General features: G+C 36.4%; 16 protein-coding genes. 8 read left to right on the plus strand and 8 right to left on the minus strand.

Annotated features, from left to right (window positions below):
- Window positions 1-324: 324 nt before the first annotated feature.
- Together ACKVQX_RS06600 and ACKVQX_RS06605 are read right to left on the minus strand one after the other, a co-directional pair.
- Window positions 325-948, minus strand: a complete 624-nt coding sequence (locus ACKVQX_RS06600) for a hypothetical protein (protein ID WP_141274137.1) — start codon at window positions 946-948, stop codon at window positions 325-327.
- 54 nt (window positions 949-1,002) lie between these two features.
- Window positions 1,003-2,391 carry an alkaline phosphatase gene (locus ACKVQX_RS06605; protein WP_068454081.1) on the minus strand — a complete coding sequence of 463 codons (1,389 nt, stop codon included), beginning with the start codon at window positions 2,389-2,391 and terminating at the stop codon, window positions 1,003-1,005.
- Window positions 2,392-2,603: 212 nt separating this feature from the next.
- On the opposite strand from ACKVQX_RS06605, the gene ACKVQX_RS06610 reads away from it, so the two are divergent.
- The 3 genes from ACKVQX_RS06610 to ACKVQX_RS06620 are packed head-to-tail and all read left to right on the plus strand — an operon-like array spanning window position 2,604 to window position 6,520.
- The gene (locus tag ACKVQX_RS06610; protein ID WP_068454078.1) at window positions 2,604-3,575 is read left to right on the plus strand and encodes a glycosyltransferase family 2 protein; all 972 of its coding nucleotides are present in this window, start codon (window positions 2,604-2,606) and stop codon (window positions 3,573-3,575) included.
- Between the two features lie 16 nt (window positions 3,576-3,591).
- Window positions 3,592-3,975 (plus strand): GtrA family protein, encoded by a 384-nt coding sequence (locus ACKVQX_RS06615; RefSeq protein ID WP_068454075.1) that lies wholly within the window; start codon window positions 3,592-3,594, stop codon window positions 3,973-3,975.
- Window positions 3,956-6,520, plus strand: a complete 2,565-nt coding sequence (locus tag ACKVQX_RS06620; protein WP_409136126.1) for a YfhO family protein — start codon at window positions 3,956-3,958, stop codon at window positions 6,518-6,520. The genes ACKVQX_RS06615 and ACKVQX_RS06620 overlap by 20 nt, the downstream gene beginning before the upstream one ends.
- Before the next feature lie 58 nt (window positions 6,521-6,578).
- Here ACKVQX_RS06620 and ACKVQX_RS06625 read toward each other — a convergent pair whose 3' ends face one another.
- The 3 genes from ACKVQX_RS06625 to ACKVQX_RS06635 all read right to left on the minus strand — a co-directional run bounded on the left by ACKVQX_RS06625 (window position 6,579) and on the right by ACKVQX_RS06635 (window position 8,887).
- Window positions 6,579-7,325 (minus strand): amino acid ABC transporter ATP-binding protein, encoded by a 747-nt coding sequence (locus ACKVQX_RS06625; RefSeq protein ID WP_087680571.1) that lies wholly within the window; start codon window positions 7,323-7,325, stop codon window positions 6,579-6,581.
- 11 nt (window positions 7,326-7,336) lie between these two features.
- Window positions 7,337-7,996 (minus strand): amino acid ABC transporter permease, encoded by a 660-nt coding sequence (locus ACKVQX_RS06630; protein WP_068454066.1) that lies wholly within the window; start codon window positions 7,994-7,996, stop codon window positions 7,337-7,339.
- A gap of 111 nt (window positions 7,997-8,107) precedes the next feature.
- Window positions 8,108-8,887 (minus strand): amino acid ABC transporter substrate-binding protein, encoded by a 780-nt coding sequence (locus tag ACKVQX_RS06635; protein ID WP_285216116.1) that lies wholly within the window; start codon window positions 8,885-8,887, stop codon window positions 8,108-8,110.
- A gap of 191 nt (window positions 8,888-9,078) precedes the next feature.
- Between ACKVQX_RS06635 and ACKVQX_RS06640 the strand changes: the two genes are divergently transcribed.
- Window positions 9,079-10,374 carry a hypothetical protein gene (locus ACKVQX_RS06640; protein ID WP_338838814.1) on the plus strand — a complete coding sequence of 432 codons (1,296 nt, stop codon included), beginning with the start codon at window positions 9,079-9,081 and terminating at the stop codon, window positions 10,372-10,374.
- An 813-nt stretch (window positions 10,375-11,187) separates the two neighbouring features.
- Here the strand turns inward: ACKVQX_RS06640 and ACKVQX_RS06645 are convergent.
- Both ACKVQX_RS06645 and ACKVQX_RS06650 read right to left on the minus strand, forming a co-directional pair.
- Window positions 11,188-12,510: an MFS transporter gene (locus ACKVQX_RS06645; RefSeq protein WP_409136127.1), complete on the minus strand. Its 1,323-nt coding sequence runs from the start codon at window positions 12,508-12,510 to the stop codon at window positions 11,188-11,190.
- An 806-nt stretch (window positions 12,511-13,316) separates the two neighbouring features.
- Window positions 13,317-14,288 carry an aromatic ring-hydroxylating dioxygenase subunit alpha gene (locus tag ACKVQX_RS06650; RefSeq protein WP_141274129.1) on the minus strand — a complete coding sequence of 324 codons (972 nt, stop codon included), beginning with the start codon at window positions 14,286-14,288 and terminating at the stop codon, window positions 13,317-13,319.
- 254 nt (window positions 14,289-14,542) lie between these two features.
- On the opposite strand from ACKVQX_RS06650, the gene ACKVQX_RS06655 reads away from it, so the two are divergent.
- Complete coding sequence (locus ACKVQX_RS06655; RefSeq protein ID WP_068454054.1) at window positions 14,543-15,880, plus strand: uracil-xanthine permease family protein; 1,338 nt, start codon at window positions 14,543-14,545, stop codon at window positions 15,878-15,880.
- An 85-nt stretch (window positions 15,881-15,965) separates the two neighbouring features.
- A complete protein-coding gene (locus ACKVQX_RS06660; protein WP_068454051.1) occupies window positions 15,966-16,925 on the plus strand; it encodes a thymidylate synthase in 960 nt (319 codons plus the stop codon).
- A gap of 45 nt (window positions 16,926-16,970) precedes the next feature.
- On the opposite strand, the gene ACKVQX_RS06665 is transcribed toward ACKVQX_RS06660, so the two are convergent.
- Complete coding sequence (locus ACKVQX_RS06665; protein ID WP_068454048.1) at window positions 16,971-17,267, minus strand: SLAP domain-containing protein; 297 nt, start codon at window positions 17,265-17,267, stop codon at window positions 16,971-16,973.
- A 167-nt stretch (window positions 17,268-17,434) separates the two neighbouring features.
- Between ACKVQX_RS06665 and folA the strand changes: the two genes are divergently transcribed.
- Window positions 17,435-17,905, plus strand: a complete 471-nt coding sequence (gene folA / locus ACKVQX_RS06670; RefSeq protein ID WP_068454045.1) for a type 3 dihydrofolate reductase — start codon at window positions 17,435-17,437, stop codon at window positions 17,903-17,905.
- Window positions 17,906-17,955: 50 nt separating this feature from the next.
- A complete protein-coding gene (locus tag ACKVQX_RS06675; protein ID WP_068454042.1) occupies window positions 17,956-19,020 on the plus strand; it encodes a CAP domain-containing protein in 1,065 nt (354 codons plus the stop codon).
- Window positions 19,021-19,679: the final 659 nt, after the last annotated feature.

A 19,679-nucleotide genomic window follows, 5' to 3' on the forward strand; every position in this document is an offset into this window, starting at 1 on the left:
ATATTTAAATGGTGATTATTCAGCAGCTAACCAAGAACGTGTAGCGGATAACTATGTGAAACAACGCTACGGTTCATGGGAAAAAGCAAAACAATTCTGGGTTTCAAACGGCTGGTACTAAGATTTTTTAAAACAGTGAACTAAAGAGGGGCTGCTACGCGCAGTTTCTCTTTTTTATTAGGTAAAAATCAGATTGAGACATGAGTGTAAAAATACCCTCCTATATGAGCATAAGAAAAACTGGAATCGCGCTGTGACGCGGTTCCAGTTTTTCTTTGTGAACGCTAAAAAAGAAAGTGACATATTTCATCCCAGTCTGATTTTCTATTTTGGCAGAATGATTTGCCAATCAGCTGCTTTTTGAATTTTTTTAGATTTTTCATCAAGAACATCTGTTGTCTTCACTTGGATTGTTCCTGCTGACTTTTCATGTAAAATAACGCCTAAATTACCACGCTTTATTTCACCAGGAAGATAAGTACCATTCAAATTATCTAAATAGACTTCTTGCTCATGTGTCCACATCTGTTTTCCTAAAGAAGCAACAGCAAATGGCGCAAACTGAATTTTTTTCTTTCCGGTATTTTCGATTGTCACAAATACTTTCGCAATCGGAAAAGTAGTACGGTCTGTTAATCCATGAAAATAATCAATCATACTGTGAGAAGGTGTCAGTTGTAAAATTTTTGTTTCGTGAACGGTCAATTTTATATCACCTAAATTATACGTATCTACTTTGAATGAAGCATTCTCTAATGTAGCAACACCCAGGCGAGAACGAACGGTATCTTCTTGTTCTTTTAAATTCGTATCATCGGGTACTTGAGGGTTGACCGTATAATCTGTCCGATAATCTTCTTGTTGTTTTTCTGGTTTTGTTTCAGCTTGTGACGTGCAACCTGCGAGTAATAAGCACAAAAATAAACTACCATACATCCATTTTTTCATATAAGCCTCCTATGTAAAACAGAGACAATTCATATAGAATTGCCCCCGTATTCCTTAGCGGTCTTTAATGACCGTTTGTTTTTTCGCACCTTTTTCAATAATCTTAAAGATTTTTTTTGCTTGGTCAGTATTATCAAGTAACCCGCGGAATTGGTCTGATCCTGGTCCATATGCATAAACGTTTACATCTTCACCTGTATGTCCACCTGTTGTCCAACCGGTATTAGAGCGCTGATTGACAATTTTTTCGATAGCGTTATCAATCGTTGTTACATCTTTTTCTTTTACAGCGACAACAGATTGAATTTCTTCTTCACTCAGAGGGAATTGAATGTATTTTTTTAATACTTTTTCAGGTGCGACACCGTCTGTAATTTGTTCTGCCATAAAGTCAGGCGTTCTTGTAATGGAACGAATCACTTCAGGATTCCAATTATAGTCGCCACCTTGTGCTACCGAGAATCCACCCGTTGAATGGTCAGCTGTTGCCACAACTAATGTATGTTTATCTTTTTTAGCGAACTCTACAGCTGCTTCGAAAGCATCTTCAAAATCTGCCATCTCACTCATAGCACCGACAATATCATTATCATGTCCAGCCCAGTCAATTTGACTGCCTTCTACCATTAAGAAGAAACCTTTTTTGTTTTTAGATAATTGTTTTAATGCTGCATTCGTCATATTACCGAGAGAAGGAGTCGAACTATTGCGGTCAATTTTTTTATCCAATCCACCATCTGCAAATAATCCAAGTAGTTTTTCATTTGTATTTTTTTGAAGTTGATCTTTTGATGTGACATAACGATAACCTGCTTTTTTAAATTCCTTTGTTAAATCACGGTCTGTTCGTACAAAGTTCGCTTTACCACCACCAAGTAGAACGTCTATCTTATGTTTACCTTTAATTTTTTCATCAAAATAATCATCTGCAATCCCATTCATATTCTTACGCGTTTCATCATGCGCGCCAAAAGCAGCTGGTGTTGCATGTGTAATTTCAGATGTTGCAACAAGCCCAGTTGATTTACCTTGTTCTTTTGCGGCTTCTAAAACGGTTTTCACATTTGAACGGTCATTGTCAACAGCGATTGCTGCATTGTATGTTTTAACACCGGCAGACATGGCAGTAGCTGCACTTGCAGAATCTGTTACATTTTGCGTTGGATCTTCAGGATACGTCATCTGTTGCCCAACTAAATAGCGATCAAAGATACTTTTATCGACAAATTTAGTCGATGAGCTATTTTGTAAGTAACGATAAGCAGATGTATAGGATGTTCCCATACCGTCACCTATTAAAAAAATGACATTTTTAATTTCAGGTGTAGTTGGTTTTTTCTTTGTTGCAGCAGAGACATCAGACGTTTGTACAGCTGCAATGGTAGAGAATGCTATTGCAGATGCAGCAAAAGTAGAGAGTAATTTTTTTGATATGATTTTCAAAGGTAAATCCTCCTTTAGTTTGATAATTTTACTATACAGAATAATTGTAAAGAAGGATTGTTCTAAATGTAAAAGTATGTAAAAATAATAAAATGATTGTCTTTTCCATAAAAATACTTTTTTAATATTTTAGTAAAAACTAGCAACCATGTTTAAAGTATTTATTTTTAGGATAAGATAATAAAAGAGTCTTGCTGTAAGGAGGAAGCTATATGTCAAAAATATCGTTTATTCTACCGGCATACAATGAAGAAGAGAATGTGCCACGAATTTACGAAGCGATTGATCGGGAGGTTCGAGAGTCCAAATACGACTACGAATTTATTTATGTCGATGATGGGAGTAAAGATCGAACGCTAGAACGTATCAGAGAACTACAGCAAAAAGATAATCACGTGAACTACGTATCTTTTTCAAGGAATTTTGGTAAGGAAGCGGCTATCTATGCAGGTTTACAACATGCTACGGGAGATGCAGTCATCTTAATGGATAGTGATTTACAACATCCGCCAAGTTTAATAATGGACATGATGAAAGGTTTCGAAGAAGGGTATCACCAAGTCATTGCTTGCCGCGATCGTCGTGGAGAGAGTATGGTTTATCGTGGTATTACAAACACTTTTTATCGAATGATGAATAAATTAAGTACAGTAGAATTGCAAAATGGCGCAGGAGATTTCCGTCTATTAAGTCGCCAAGCAGTTGATGCACTTTTATCTTTAAGTGAAAATAATCGCTTTTCAAAAGGGCTTTTCGAATGGATTGGATTATCAAAAAAGAATATCTACTATGAAAATGTCGAGCGTCAATTTGGCGAAACGAAATGGTCCGTTAGTATGTTATTCTCGTACGCAGTAGATGGTATTTTATCCTTTAATACAAAACCGCTTCGCATCTGTCTATATTTAGGGTTATTGACGATGCTTTCAGGGATTGCTTATATCGCAATTATGCTTGGAGGAATCTTTTTCAAAGGAATTGACGTACCTGGCTACTTTACAACGATTTCTGCCATTCTTGTGCTAGGAGGTTTACAGTTGATGAGTTTGGGCGTAATTGGCGAATATATCGGACGCATCTATTGTGAGGTAAAAAGAAGACCGCACTATATCGTAGGCGAAACGAATGTGAATCGTGCATTACGTGTTGTAAGTATGGAGAAGAGTAAGGTCAATTCAAAATAGAAAATGAGTCGTGTGTATGAATACTAGAAAAGAATATATCAAATTTATCATTGTAGGTGTTCTGAATACGGGCCATTATTATTTATGGTATCTGCTACTCTATACAGTATGTGAATGGCCTTATCTCCTCAGTCATATTGTGGCGACATTTAACAGTATGATTGGTTCGTATTTTATGAATGTATACTTTACGTATGAGGAAAAACCATCATGGAAATCATTTTTACTCTTTCCATTAACACAAGTAACGAATATCGTCATTCAAACGATTGGTATGTTTGTATTTGTGGAATGGCTGTTTGTATCACCTTATTTTGCACCGATTGCAACAGTATTAATTAGTATTCCGATTACTTTTGTTGTGACAAGGAGGATTATCCGTGTTTCAAAAGAAGCGTAGAAGGGTCAACGGAGTTGTGCTAATAAGCATGCTCATCATCTCTTTATTGGCACATCTTTTTTACATAATTACCTGGCAACAAGGTACTGTAATGAAGGGGATTAATGACGGCTTGTCACAAATGCTGCCTTTTAAACAATTTATTTATAATCAATATGCAGAAGGACGTTTTTTCTATTCTGCTGATTTCGGACTAGGTGGCGATTTTTTTAGTTCGCTCGCTTATTATTTCACAACGAATCTCTTTTTCTTACCATGGGTTGCAATCACATGGGGATTTGCAACTCTTTTTCAATTTACGCCAGATTTTGATTACTGGATGATGCTCGTCTTACCAATGAGCATATTTAAACAAACGGTCATCATGTTTGTTGCGTATATATTTTTAAAGCAAATCTTACAATCCATTCGCGGGGCATATGTTGGTGCCGTTTTTTATGCACTAAGTCCATTTTTCTTCCGACATGAGATGTACTGGGATATTTTAACGGATGCGATGTTCTGGTTACCGCTTATTTTAATTGGTGTCGAGCGAATTATACGTAAACAATCATTATTTGTATTTACACTATCAGCAGCACTCATGATGATTAGTAACTTTTATTTATCCTATGTTGTATTATTAACCGCAGTAATCTACATGATTGTACGTCAATTTATGCATCTAACAGATAATGAAAGAAGTACTTTTGAGCAGTTAAAGCGATATATCGCAAGTGGCATCATCAGCTTTGCTCTTGCTTGTTTTGCGTTTATACCAGCTGCTTATGGATTTATAAATAATGTGAGACCGCCATTTCAAGACACAATCAAAGGTTTTGAAATCAATGACGCCATCATCATGAGTCCGCGTGTTTTATGGTTACCGATTTTTATCTTTATTTTATTCTTTATCAAACCGTTATATCGTCATCGTACATTCCGCTTCTTTGCAATTTTTGCAGGGGTAGGAATCATTGCGCACTTTATTCCATATATCGGCAGTATCTTTAATGGTTTTTCAGCACCACAACAGCGCTGGGAATCGATTGTTATCTTAAGTTTTGCAGGGATGCTTGGTGTAGCGATTAAGTATTTTGAAGAATGGCGTCGAGATCGTACGATTGTTTATGGAGTCATTGGCTTCATAGCACTATGGAGTCTCTTTATATGGCTCATACCACAATATGAATCATCTGTGCCATTACTGATTACCACAGCTATATGGCTTGTTATTTTCGCTATTACACAGTGGTATCGTGCACCACTCATTTGGTTTTCAGCAAGTATTCTCGTGTTTAGTATAATCGAAGCCAATATTTTTTCAGAAGATTTAACAAAAACAGGTGTTGCAACGAAGTCTTTTATCACATCAGAAGCGTATCATTCGAATGAGCAACAACAAGCAGTCAAATGGATGCAACAACGTAAAGTTTCAAAAGATGCACGCATTGATTGGATGGTACCTTATCGTAATAATACACCGATGGTTCAAAACTTCCGCGGTACGAGTATTTACTCCAGTATTCTAAATGGAGATTTACTATTATGGTATTTACGTGACTTGCAAATTGATATGGCACGTGAAAGTGTTAGTCGTTATGGAACGCTTGGTAATCGCACAAACTTAATGGCGATGCAGCAAGTTCAATTCTATATGCGTGAAAAGTCGAATGAAGCAGTACCATATAATTACCGTCTCGTAAAGGTAAATGAAAATACGCAAATTTACGAAAATGACCAATATTTACCTGTATTTCGTATTGCGACAAAAACGTATCGTCAGTCTGATTTAGACGATGCACCGGTTCTTGCGAAAGAACACGCAATGCTAGATGGCGTTATTATGACAGATGGTAAGGAAAAAGCACCGAAAGTCAAAAAACGTAAGATTCTAAGCAATACGGTACAAGGTGGGTATTGGGATGGTGAAGAATTAATTATTAATCAAGATAAAGGTCGTGTAGCATTCAGTCTTGCACCAATTATGGGTGCTAAAACAATGTATGTTCAAATGTATATTGAGGGCATTCGAAATTATACTGGTTTTACGATTGAAGCGAATGAGTATCGTACAACGAGGAAAAAGTCAAATTCAATTTACCGTACTAACTATAATCATATTACATTAGCGATTGATGCCTCAAACCAATTACTCATTGAATTACCAAAGGGAACGTATCGTTTAAAAGATGTAGCGATTTATGATGAGGATTATACAACATTAAATGCAGCTTATAATAAAAAGAATGAAGCAGATGTCTCGTGGAACCACGGCGAGGCGAAAGGTGAAGTAAATGTGAAAAAAGACGATGTACTCGTATCGTCGATTCCTTACGAAAAGGGATGGCATGCTAAAGTAGACGGAAAAAAAGTAGCAGTCGAAAAAGTGAACTATGCTTTTGTTGGTGTACCGATGAAGGTAGAAGGGAAGCACGAAGTAGAACTATACTATCGTCCACCGTACTGGCCATATGCTTTATGGGTTTCGGTTATTACATGGGTTATATTCCTCATCTATTCATGGCGACAACGACAAAAAATACCGAAATGGCAGCGTCGTTAAAAGAAAACAAATTAAATAACCCCTATCAAATTTATATACGATTTGATAGGGGTTATTTTTATTTATAATTCTTACTTAAAAAAGCTTTTGTTCGTTCGTGTTGCGGGTTGTCGAAAATTTCTTCAGGTGTTCCTGCTTCTACAATCTCACCATCTGCCATAAAGACAACACGATCGGCAACTTCACGCGCAAATGCCATCTCATGCGTTACGACAATCATCGTCATATCTTCACGCGCTAAATCTTTCATTACTTTTAACACTTCACCTGTTAATTCAGGGTCTAGTGCAGAAGTCGGTTCATCGAATAATAGTAGTTCAGGGTTCATCATTAATGCGCGCGCAATGGCGACACGCTGCTTTTGACCACCTGATAGACTATTTGGCATCGCCTCAGCCTTATCTGATAAACCTACTTTTTGTAATAGTTCGCTACTCTTTTGGCGAAGCGCTTGTTTCTCTTGTTTTTTCACAAGACGAGGTGCCATTTCTAAGTTTTCTTGAACCGTTAAGTGTGGGAAGAGGTTAAAATGTTGGAACACCATACCCGTCTTCGCTGTAATCGTACGAATATCCTTTGCTTTCGGATAGTGACCATCTTTTGCAAGGTATTCGCCGTCAATGGCAATCGAACCACCATCAATTTTCTCTAAATGTACAAGACTACGGAGCATTGTACTTTTACCTGAACCAGAAGGGCCAATCACTGCTACAACTTCATTCTTTTCAACAGAGAACGTAATACTTTTTAATACTTCATTTTGACCAAATGATTTTTTTAAACGATTAATTTCAATAATAGCCATGAAAATCCCTCCTATTCAAATGAAAATTTCTTTTCGAGTAGTTTAAAGATGAATGTTAAGACTGCAGTTAATAATAGATAGATGACACCCGCAATAACGAATGGGAAGAAGTTTAAATCACGATTTACAGCTGTCTGTGCATAGTGTAGTAATTCAGGAACTGCCACTGCGTATAGAAGTGCTGTATCTTTCATTAATGTAATCGACTCATTTGCAAGTGCTGGTAGGGCGATACGGAACATTTGTGGAATGACAATACGCGTTAATGTTTGGAATTTATTAAATCCAAGCACTTGTGCAGCTTCGTATTGACCTTTATCAATTGATAATACGCCACCTCTAAAGATTTCCGCAAAGTAAGCTGCATAGTTTAAAACGAATGCAATTCCTGCCGCTGTGAAACGATCCAATACTAAATATTCGCCAATACCTGGAATGACAGGAAGACCAAAACAAACAACAATCAGTTGTAATAATAGCGGTGTACCACGCATAACATAAACGAATGTATGCGCTAACCATGCAAGTGGCTTAAATGCACTTTTTTGTGCCAACATGACTAAGAAGCCAAGTGGAATTGACAAAATAATCGTAATAAAGAATAACAGTAGTGTCATTTGAGCGCCTGTCAGCATGGGTTTTAGTACAGACATAAAATAATCAAAGCTCATAAATAAATTGTCCTCCTCATTTCTTGTAAAAAGCTCCTTTGTAAGTGTATCGTGTTCACAAAAAGTCGACAAGTGTCAATTTCTCACACTTGTCGACGTGTTACGACCTTTTTACTTTAATACTTTACTTTCACCGAACCATTCTTTTGAAATCTTTTCAGCTTCGCCATTTGTATTCATTGTATCAAGTGCTTTTTGTAACTTGTTTAATAATTCTTCATTACCTTTTTTCACACCAATACCGTATTGTTCAGGTGCTAAAGATTCTTCAAGTAATGTATATGTGCCTTTTTCTTTTTTCATGTAGTAATCAATAACGACTTCATCAATAACGACTGCGTCTGTACGACCTGATTTTAAATCGTTTAGTGCAAGTACGTTATCTTTATATTCGCTCACGTTTTTCACGTCTTTTTTAATTGGGTTTGCGTTCAATGCTTCAGAAGCTGAAGATTGTGCTTGTAAACCGATGTTTTTACCTTTTAAATCAGCTAATTTTTTAATTGGTGAATCAGCTTTTGTTACGATTACTTGTGCATTTTCTAAGTAAGGTTTAGAGAATAATACTTTTTGTTTACGTTCATCTGTAATTGTATAACCGTTCCAAATTAAATCAATACGTCCACTTTGTAATTCAGCTTCTTTTGTTGACCAGTCGATTGGTTGGAATTTCGCTGTGTAACCCATTTCTTTTGCTGCAGCTTTTGCATAGTCGATATCGAAACCAACTAGTTCATTTTTGTCATCTCGGAATCCCATTGGTGCAAATTGATCATCAACACCAATTACCAATTCTTTTTTATCTGAGTTATCTGCTTTTGATGTACCACAACCTGCTAAAACAACTGACAAAGCAAGTAGTAGCGTAAAAATAAGGCCCATCTTTTTCATATTTATTCGCTCCCTTTTTTAAGTAAACACTTTAGTGTGCTAATGTATTAGTAAGTGAATATAGTATAACATTAAAAGACGAAATTAGACAATAGCTTTTTACGAAAAATAATAAGAACTTTTGGATTTACATTTACAACCAACTACCATTTTGTTACTGTAAACGTACAGTCAAAAAAGAGGAGGATTGTATGAAAAAAATCGTTACAGCTAGTTTATTGTGCGGTACTTTACTATTAACTGGTTGTACAGAATCGGCAGACAACAAAGAGTATACACGTACAGAACAACAAGCCAAAAATTATACATTAGCAAAAGATTTTATGATGTATCAGGTTAAATACAAGAGTTTTACCATATATATAGAAGAAAGTCAGAAACAAATTGAAAAGACCATTGCAAGTTATGTGAAAAAAGAAGGCTTTAATGAAGAAGGGTATGACAAAGAAGGGTATGATCGACGTGGTTATAACCGGAATGGTTTTGATCGAGAAGGGTATGATCCAGATGGTTTTAACCGTTTAGGTATAAATAAAGAAGGTACTACACATGAAGGTAAACCATCGCATTTTAAATCGCCATACGACCGTTATGGTTATGATGCAGCAGGATATGATGAAGATGGTTATGACCGCTATGGTTATAATCGACAAGGCTTTAATGAAGATGGTTTTAATAAAGAGGGAGACTATAAAGACACGAGTGAGGAATCAATTCAAGCCTATAATAAACGTGAGTGGAATGAGATTCCGAAAGAAGAACAATTCCAGCATGCACTGTATTTTCCATTAGTTCAAAATTGGATGAAAAAACAGCCAAAGCTTCAAGAACAATATTACGAACAAGGTGTGCATCCTTTCAGTGAATCAGCCTACCACTTGAATTTACTTTATAATACGCAACCAGCACTGTTTGATGATTTACTACCATTTATTCGTATAGAAGCAGTTGCACAGCTTCAACCAAATCATTTAAATAAGCATGATCAAAAGATTCGACTAGAAGCAGAAGATGGAACGATGATAACGCTAATACAAGATGATGCACTATTACCGAAATATTTAGAGCGTAAATGGTCGACCCTTGAATCTGTGAAAGAGGGACAAACCATCACATTAGATACTGAAGAAGGAGTCAGTGTCACTTACGAAGTAGTACAAGTGACAGATTTAGCACCAACTGAACAAATCTATATCGATGTAGCTCGCCAAGCCATTCAACAGTCAAAAGGCAAGTGGGCAGAAGCGCAGTACCTTTTTGATGAAGCTTTCTATAAAGCAGTAGATGCAGAAGAAAAAGAGATTGCTTTGAATCAAGCTGTTTTAAATGAATTAAAAAAAGAGCGCGAAAAATCATGGCCTAAAAACTATCTACGTGATTCTAATGAAGAAATTGAAGTATTTAATGAAGAAGCAAGAGAACAGCTGATTACACAACTCATGCATGATGTAAGTGGCTATGATTTGATGAAAAAAGAATTGAAGTAAATAAAAAATCGGAACCGTACTGTGGTGTGGTTCCGATTTTTTGTTGCGAAATGACATGTTTTGATGGTTTCATTGTTATTATTCAAATACAGTTTTATATGTAAGAGTTGTGTACCCACCAAGAATGCCAATCCCTTCAATAAGAAAAAGCCTTTTTCATCTTCTGTATTCGATACACATGCTTTGTCTTGGCAATCGAATTGATGTTGAACGGCTAACCAATCAGTGAAAGAAGCATTAGATGGTTTTACAAATGGTAATATGAACAGAAATATAATAAAAAGTGACCAGATAATGAGACTACTACGTTCACGTTTAACAACTGCTATCGCACCTATTACGAATGTAGCTATTAATAGAACAATTCCCAAAAACATTATGATGAAAGATTGTTTGATACCAAGAAAAATAATTATAATACCTAAAAAACTAAACAATAATGATAAACGTGAGTAGCTTTTCTTCATCGTGATTCTCCAATTTCGCTTGAATTCTGATTTATTGAGGTTAGCGAAGACTTCTTTGCTCAACATAAGAATAACTTATTTTTTAATAAATGTAAATTTTAGTAAAAATAATAGGAGGCCTTGATTTAAATAGAGCAAGTATATATTTTAGATAAACACCTTCTACCTTACAATCCATTAAATTCGGCATGCCACACACAAGTTGCTTGCTATTTTATAAAAAAGTCATACAAAAAAGAGACTGCATAGGCAATCTCCTTTTTGTATGACTGAGAACAGTTTATGTCCTCGTCTTTTTCTATAAAAAACAACGTGAGTAAAATGTGTTTCTACCTATTTGAACGAATTAAGCGTTTTTTGGTTCTGCTGCAACAGCTGCTTCTTTTGGAGCTTCTGTTGTAACAGCCACTTCTTCCCAAGCGCCTTGAGCAAGTAATTTTTTCTTGCCAACGAATGCCCAGATAATTAATAAGATGTTAATTACTAATAAAGCAAGTACTACGAATAGTACAGAATTATAAGAACCTGTTAATTGGAACATGAAACCGTATGCTGGTAACGCTAAGATCCCTGCTACTGCAAGACCAATTGCAGCTAGAGAGTAGATTTGAGCATAATCCTTCATACCAAATAATGAAGAAGTTAATAACGGTCCTAATGTACCTAATGAAGATGTTATAAAGCCGAAGATTGTTACACCTACGATGAACATAGCAGGGCTTTGTGGAACTAATAAGAAAATGATAATTGGTACAACACCTAAAATCATTGCAAAAATTGCTGTGTTACGAGCGCCAATTTTGTCAGCTAAAATACCGAATGAAAGTGCGCCAACTACGATACCAAGTTGCATGATACCAAGAGCAGTACCAGCGAATTTGATTGAGTAGTCATTTGTCATAGCGAACGGTGCTAAATGCTGACTGAATGAAGCGATTGATGTAATAATGAAGAAGAACAAGAATAACGCGATGAACGCAGTTGATTTTTTCGCTTTTGCGAAAGATACGCCACTGATTACTTGTGGTTCACTGTTTCCTTGTGCATCTGTTACTTCTTCAGCACCTAATGGTTGTAAACCTTTATCTTTTGGTGCAAAACGAATTGTTAATAAGATAATTGGAATAACGATTGCTGCAACTCCACCAGCTAAGATGAAGTAAGTGTTACGCCATCCAGCGTCTGCGATTAAGTTACCAGCAGCAGGTTGTAAGATTGAACCGATAATACCACCAGTTGCTACCATGATCCCTAAAGCTAAACCATTATGTTTTTTAAACCAGTTGTTTAATAGAACAGGACCTGCGATTTGAGTTAAGAATACAGAACCGATTGACATTGGGATACAGAAGATGTACCAACCCCATACAGAGTTCATTAAACCGAATGCTGCAAAACCACCAGCTTGTAATAGCATAGCTACTACTAATACAACGCGAACATTATATTTCGCAATAATTTTACCTGCTAAAGGTAAGAAGAACATCGTTACAATTGAAGCGATTGAGAAGTATAGCGTTAAGCTACCCATACCAATACCTAAATCAGTTGTAATCGGTGTTAGGAATAAACCACCAATTGTCGATAAACCAGCTTTAGTTAAACCGACCATTAGAGCTACACCAATTAAAATTACCCAAGCGTAATGAAGTTTTTTCTTTGTTTTCATTTGATGGACCTCTTTCTATAGTCTCTGCCTAAATTTGTGAAATGTTAAAAAAATGATATTTTGATTTTTAGTATGAAAGCTAAAATATGATGTATGAATGAATCATTTTTAAAACTGAGAGACCTTTTTTATTTTTTTAAGTGCCGCAACAGCTGTTTGCTGTACAAATATTAACGGAAGGTTAGAAATGTGTCAACACTGTGAATTGGCTGTAAATCGCTATTTATAAAGAAAAAAGTAGTTGGGAAATAGGTCAAAAAAGTATTGTCATAATTTAGAATAAAATATTTTAGTGCTAAAATATTCAACCTTAATACAATGGGTTTTTTAGAGATGTGTTAGTAGAGTGTCGAAAAAGCTCGATAAATAGATGAAAAAGAATTATTATTAATTAAAAAAAGAATGATTGAAAATGAATAAAAATTCTTTTTATTGAATAATAATAAAAGATTGATTTTTGAGACTTTCTGGGAAAGAAAATAATAACGTGTAAAACTTTTAAAAAATCAACCCCTAAATTCGTGAAAAATTTTTTTATTTTTAGCGTTTTTCGCTCGTTTTTTTCCAAAAATTACAAGGTTTTTTATAAATAAAAGGATATTTTTTGAAAAATATGCACAAAAAATTCATCTTAAAATTACTCTAATTTGAGTATTTTTTAAATAAATTCTCAATTAAACACGTTTAATTTATAAAATATTCCATATCAAAAATGTTATAAAACAGAAAAAAGGAATGTAACAGCTGTTACATTCCTTTTTGTAGTAAAGTAAGTTGTTTTCTAGTTCTCGATTTGGATATGAGTATTATTCAACGCCAAGTGTAACGCCCGTTTTTTTCAAGTATTGGCGATATGCAATACTTAATCTGTCGAATTTTAGCGATAATTCAGCTTGTAAATCAAGTGGTAGTTCTTCAGGTTTTTGATTTTCAACAATTGGCTTATCTTGTGCGAAGATCATATCTTGGAAAGCAACAATCTCCTCATCTGTTTGTCCTGTTTCATAATTGAACGACAAAATACCGTAAGCAACCGACTTTAATTCCTCAACTGGTTTGATTGTTAGAAGGATTGTCATCTTCGTCCCGTTATTTGGTTCTTCTTTTGTGAAACGAACGGTTAAAGGACGTAATACTTCATATGTATAGTACACGTTCTTCGATTGTCCAGAACCATCTGGATCAGGTTGGAAGACATCAATTGGTGTTGTGTAAATACGTTCGTCTTCTGTAATTACGCGATAATCACCAATAACAGGTTTGTCTTGTACACCTAAGTAGCCTTCATGTACGAACGCTAAGTGACCAACATCTAAGAAGTTCTCTACAATACGTGGTGGTTTTGCTTCCACAGATTGCGGTCCCCATAATACATTACGGAACTCGCCGCCTGTCACTTCTTCATATGGGAAAAAATCAGGATGATTATTATTTAAATTCACCCATACAAAACCATACGCCACTTTACAGCCATATTTGAATGCCTGTGCTTTTTGTGAAATTTGTTTGCCCTCAGGTAATTGTGGAATCTTCGTGCAATGACCTTCATCATCATATTGCCAACCATGATATGGACAAACTAATTGGTCGTCTTTTACACAACCAAGCGATAGTGCTGCTCCGCGGTGAATACATAAATCTTTGAATGCATGAATTCCTTTACGGTTACGGAATAATACAATACGTTCCCCAAGTACGATTTGTTGTAATGGCTGTTCTTTTACATCTTCCTCTTTGCAAACGACAATCCAATCGTTACGCAAAACTTCATCTTTCATCAATGTACATCTACTCCTTAACTAGCTAAATGGTATAGCTTTATTCTATAGGATAGAGAAAGGAGTCGTCAATATAAAACACGAACATTTTAAGTTTAAAATTTTAATAATGTATGTATTTTGGTGTTTACAATTCAAAAAAACGTTTGTATAATGCAAATATAGTTTTGAAAGGGAACAATCGAATCCCTTTATTTTAAAAGATGTACATACAACTTGTTAAGACGTAAATTGAAATTAAAGGAGCAGTTCAAGTGGAGAATCCAAAGGAAAACACGAACAATTTTATTGGGGTGAATGAAAAGATTGGATGGGGGAGAGCGTTTTTACTTGGCACACAGCATGTATTAGCCATGGATTTATACATAGCACCGATCATCATCGCGAGCTTACTTGCATTAGGCAGTGATACATCTTTCTTCGTACAAATGTGCTTTTTAGCAGCAGGGATTGCAACACTGATTCAAACGGTTGGGGGACTAAAACTACCTGTTGTTCAAGGACCATCATACATTCCAGTTGGTGCCCTTGCAGCCATTGGTGGTAAATTAGGTTTAGGAGCTGTATTCGGTGCATTATTACCTGGTGCATTGTTAATTGCATTACTTGGTTATCCATTAAAAGTATTTGCGAAAACCGTTAAGAAAATCATTCCACCATTAGTGGGTGGGACAGTGATTGTTATTGTCGGTATCTCATTAATGCCGACAGCTTTTACAAGTCTTTATGACGGCGATGTAAAAACAAACTTAATCGTATCGGCAGTAACAGCAATTGTCTTAGTTGTTATGATGTTATTAGGTAGAAAAACGAGTGGTTCAGGTACATTCTTCCGTTTAACGTCTGTTGTTATTGCGATTATTGTCGGAACGATTGTTGCATCATTCTTCGGTTCAGTTAGTTTTGCGAAAGTAGCAGAGGCGAAATGGTTCTCTCTACCGACAGCATTCCCATTCGGTAAACCAGAGTTTAATTTACAAGCTGTTTTAACGATGGTATTCATTTATTTCATTATCTTAATTGAGACAACAGGTACATGGTTCGTTGTATCAACCGTAACAGGCGAAAAGTTGAATGAAAAACGCTTAAATAAAGGAGCAGTTGGTGAAGGTCTTGGCTGTTTCGTTGGTGGAATCGCTGGTGGTACACCAATGACAGGTTATTCATCAAATGCAGGGATTATCGCAATTACAAAAGTAGCGAGTAAACGCGCAATCATTGCAGCAGGGATTATTTTAGTCTTACTAGGCTTAATGCCAAAATTAGCGACAATTATTACATGTGTACCACTGACAGTTATTAATGCTATTTTCGGTATTGTTTGTGTGGCGATTATCATGAACGGTTTAAAAGTTATTCAAAAAGTAACAATTAATGACCGTAATATGATGGTCATCGGGATTCCAATCCTTTTAACAATTGGTACAATGGGGATTCCAGCAGAAGTGATGAGTAGTGTACCTGACTTCGTGAATTACATCTTATCATCAGGAACAGCTGTTGGTGCAATCGCAGTACTAATTTTAAACTTAATTATTCCAGCTTCAAAAGAGGATCAAGCAGAGGCAGCAAAACACGCTATTACAGAATAAAGTAACGGAAGGAATCGTATGAAGGATGGTACGGTTCCTTTCGTTTTGTTATAATGAAACACAAACAGTTTTAAGGAGAATGACAATGAAGAATCACGTAGATGAGGCGTATTTAACGCTTTGCCAACATATATTAGAAGAAGGTCATGCAAAAGGAGACCGTACAGGTACAGGTACATGGAGTACATTCGGTTATCAAATGCGCTTTGACTTACAAAAGGGTTTTCCACTTTTAACAACAAAACGTACTGCTTTTCGCTTAATTGCGACAGAGTTATTATGGTTTTTAAAGGGCGATACGAATGTTCGTACATTAATCGCACAAAATAATCATATTTGGGATGAATGGGCATTTGAAAAATGGGTGACAAGCGAGGAATACACAGGACCTGATATGACAGATTTCGGACGTCGTGCTGTAACAGACGAAGATTTTGCGCCAGTTTATGAGGAACAGATGCGTATATTCCAAGAACGTATTGTAGAAGATGCGGCATTTGCTGAAAAATATGGTGATTTAGGACCTGTTTATGGTAAACAGTGGCGCTCATGGCCATCAGCAGATGGGGGAACGATTGACCAAATTAAACAAGTCATTACGTCAATTAAAGAAAATCCGAACTCTCGTCGCCATATTGTGAGTGCATGGAATCCAGCCGAAGTAGATGACATGGCATTGCCACCTTGTCATACATTATTCCAGTTCTATGTAGCAGACGGAAAATTATCGTGCCAATTATATCAACGCTCAGCAGATGTTTTTTTAGGAGTACCATTCAACATCGCTTCATATGCACTATTAACGCATTTAATCGCAAAAGAATGTGGTTTAGAAGTAGGCGAGTTCATTCATACCTTAGGTGATGCACACATCTATAAAAACCACCTAGCACAAGTGGAAGAACAGATGTCACGTGAACACCGCGAATTGCCAACACTTGTATTAAATGAAGAAAAGGCATCTATTTTCGATTATGAAATGGAAGATTTAAAAATCGAGGGGTATAATCCGCACCCAAGTATTAAAGCACCAATTGCGGTGTAATACAAAAAGTCAGCTAGATGTTCTGCATACTAGCTGATTTTTTAGTTATGATTTGAAAATGAAAGTCCAGGGCATGCTCGTGTAAGGGGGAATAGTTAGTTTAGGAATCGTAAAGATCCCCTCTAAATCACCAAAGCGGACAAAACGTTCTTGGAATGTAATGGTGTAATCTGTTGTATTATGAACAAGTAATGTGACAAGTTGTTCATTCTTGTGGTTCATCGCTGTTCGAATATGTGTATAGCACACATCCTTATTACAATATTCGAAAATTTGTTCAATTAATGTGCGATCTTGATGTGAAATGGTTCTGTCCCAAGTTTGTTCAAATAGTAGTTTCATTTACTCACTCCCTTTTTTTAACAGTAGCAAAAAAGATCGAAAAACAAAAGTGAAGATTGTGTGAAAAGTTGCTATTTTTAGCATGTATTACTCATTATGGAGAAAAAGAGTGAAATCCAGTGTTTCTTCTATTAGAATAGAAAAGATAGAAAGAGAGGTGTAAAGAGATGATTTCTTTAATTGTAGCACATGATAATAATCGTGTAATTGGTCTGAATAATGAAATGCCGTGGCACTTACCAGGCGATTTAGCGTATTTCAAAGAAAAAACAATGGGAAAACCAATTATTATGGGACGCAATACATTTGAGTCAATTGGTCGTCCACTCCCGGGGCGTCGTAATATTATTATTACACGTAACAAGGCATACGAAGCAGCAGGAGCAGAAATTGTACATAGTTTAGAAGAAGCACTTGAGCTGACAAAAGATGCAGAAGAACAGATGGTGATTGGCGGCGAGCAAATCTTTAAAGAGGCATTGCCATTAGCAGACCGTCTATACATTACAAAAATCGACCATTCATTTGAAGGCGATACATTTTTCCCATCATATGAAGGTTGGGTAGAAAAGACTACAACGGAAAACCATGAAGCGAATGGTTTTACTTTCCGTTACACAATTTATGAAAAAAGATAAGCACTGTACTACTATTGTAGTATAGTGTTTTTTTAGTAGGAGGAAATAGGATGCGAAACACATTTAAGCAAGTTCTATATGTTGTACTATTTGCGATGTTGATGACATGTACAATTGGTACAGCTGCACAAGCGGCAACAAAGCCAGCAATTAAAGGGGCAACAACAAAAACAATTACACTTGGAGGTACATTTGATCCAAAAAAAGGTGTAACAGCTGTTGATGCAAAAGGTAAGAGCCTTACAAAGAAAATTAAAATAACAGGCAAAGCCAACACAAATAAAGTTGGGACATACACATATATGTATCAAGTTACTATTTCAAAAAAACAAACTTTGAAAGTAAAAAGAAAAGTAATCGTTAAAGCCAAAAGTTATAAACTAAAAGAAGATACAAGACCTTTCACGGTAAAAGGTGGTTATGGTCGTCATGCACTGAAAAAAGCGGGTACGACTCTATCGTTGATTGAAAAATCAACAGGTGGCTGGTATAAAACATCAGCAAATCATTGGATTAAAACAGGTCTTGTCGGGGACTATGTATTTATTCATGAAACAAAGCCAGTCTATGCAACATCTTCTACCAAAACATCGAGTGGTAAAGCTACATATGGTATTTCAAAAGTAGAAGGTACGTCGATTAAAAATAAGCGTATTAAAATTGCGAGCGGTTGGATTACAGCACCACCGTATATCGATCCTTTTGTATCAAAAGGAATTCAAGCACAGCAAGACGAAATTTTAAAGATTATGAACGCAGAACGTGCTAAAGTTGGCGCACAACCATTAGTGAAAGATGAGACATTATCAAAAATCGCCGTACTTCGTGCATATGATATGATAACACATCGCTACTTCTCACATTATGCAACAAGCACATATGGTCCTTATTATACACTCGTAAATCAGTGGAATTACTGGTACTGGGCAAGTGGTGAAAATATTGCAGCAGGAGCGAGTTCAGCAGCGCAATATATGAATATGTGGATGAACTCACCAGGACATAAAGCCAATATCCTCAATAAAAATTACAATCGCGTAGGTGTGGGCGTAGTGAAGAGTCCGACAACTGGTTGGTATAGCTCTGTCGCAACGCAAGTCTTTGCACAGCAATAATATAAGTAGAAAAGAGAAATCTCATTTGTATGGGATTTCTCTTTTTGATATGGATAGGAGCAGTGACCCATTTTCGCCCTCGAATGTCCCGTTTGAACGAGCGAATGACCCGATTTCGTTCTCGAATGCCCCAACCACTTCAACGAATGTCCCGTTTCGCCGGTCGAATGTTCGAATTCACATGATTGTAGACAATTCAAGTCCCTTTCTATTACTCAAAAGCCTTGAAGAAAGTGCGGAAAGGAAGCAATTAAGGTTGTTTGGGCGAGTGCCCCATTTTCGCCCTCGAGTGACCCGTTTGAACGAGTGAATGTCCCGTTTCGAGGTGCGAGTGATCCAACCCCTTCAACGAGTGACCCATTTCGCTGGGCGAATGTTCGAATTCACACGATTGTAGACAATTCAAGTCCCTCTCTATTACTCAAAAGCCTTGAAGAAAGTGCGGAGAGGGAGCAATTTAGGTTGTTTGGGCGAGTGACCCATTTGAACGAGCGAATGCCCCGATTTCGTTCTCGAATGCCCCAACCACTTCAACGAATGTCCCGTTTCGCCGGTCGAATGTTCGATTTCACACGATTGTAGACAATTCAAGTCCCTTTCTATTACTCAAAAGCCTTGAAGAAAGTACAGAAAGGGAGCAATTAAGGTTGTTTGTTCGA

Origin of the sequence: Kurthia sp. ISK08, from assembly GCF_046159805.1 — a bacterium.
GTDB classification, from domain to species: Bacteria; Bacillota; Bacilli; order Bacillales_A; family Planococcaceae; genus Kurthia; species Kurthia gibsonii.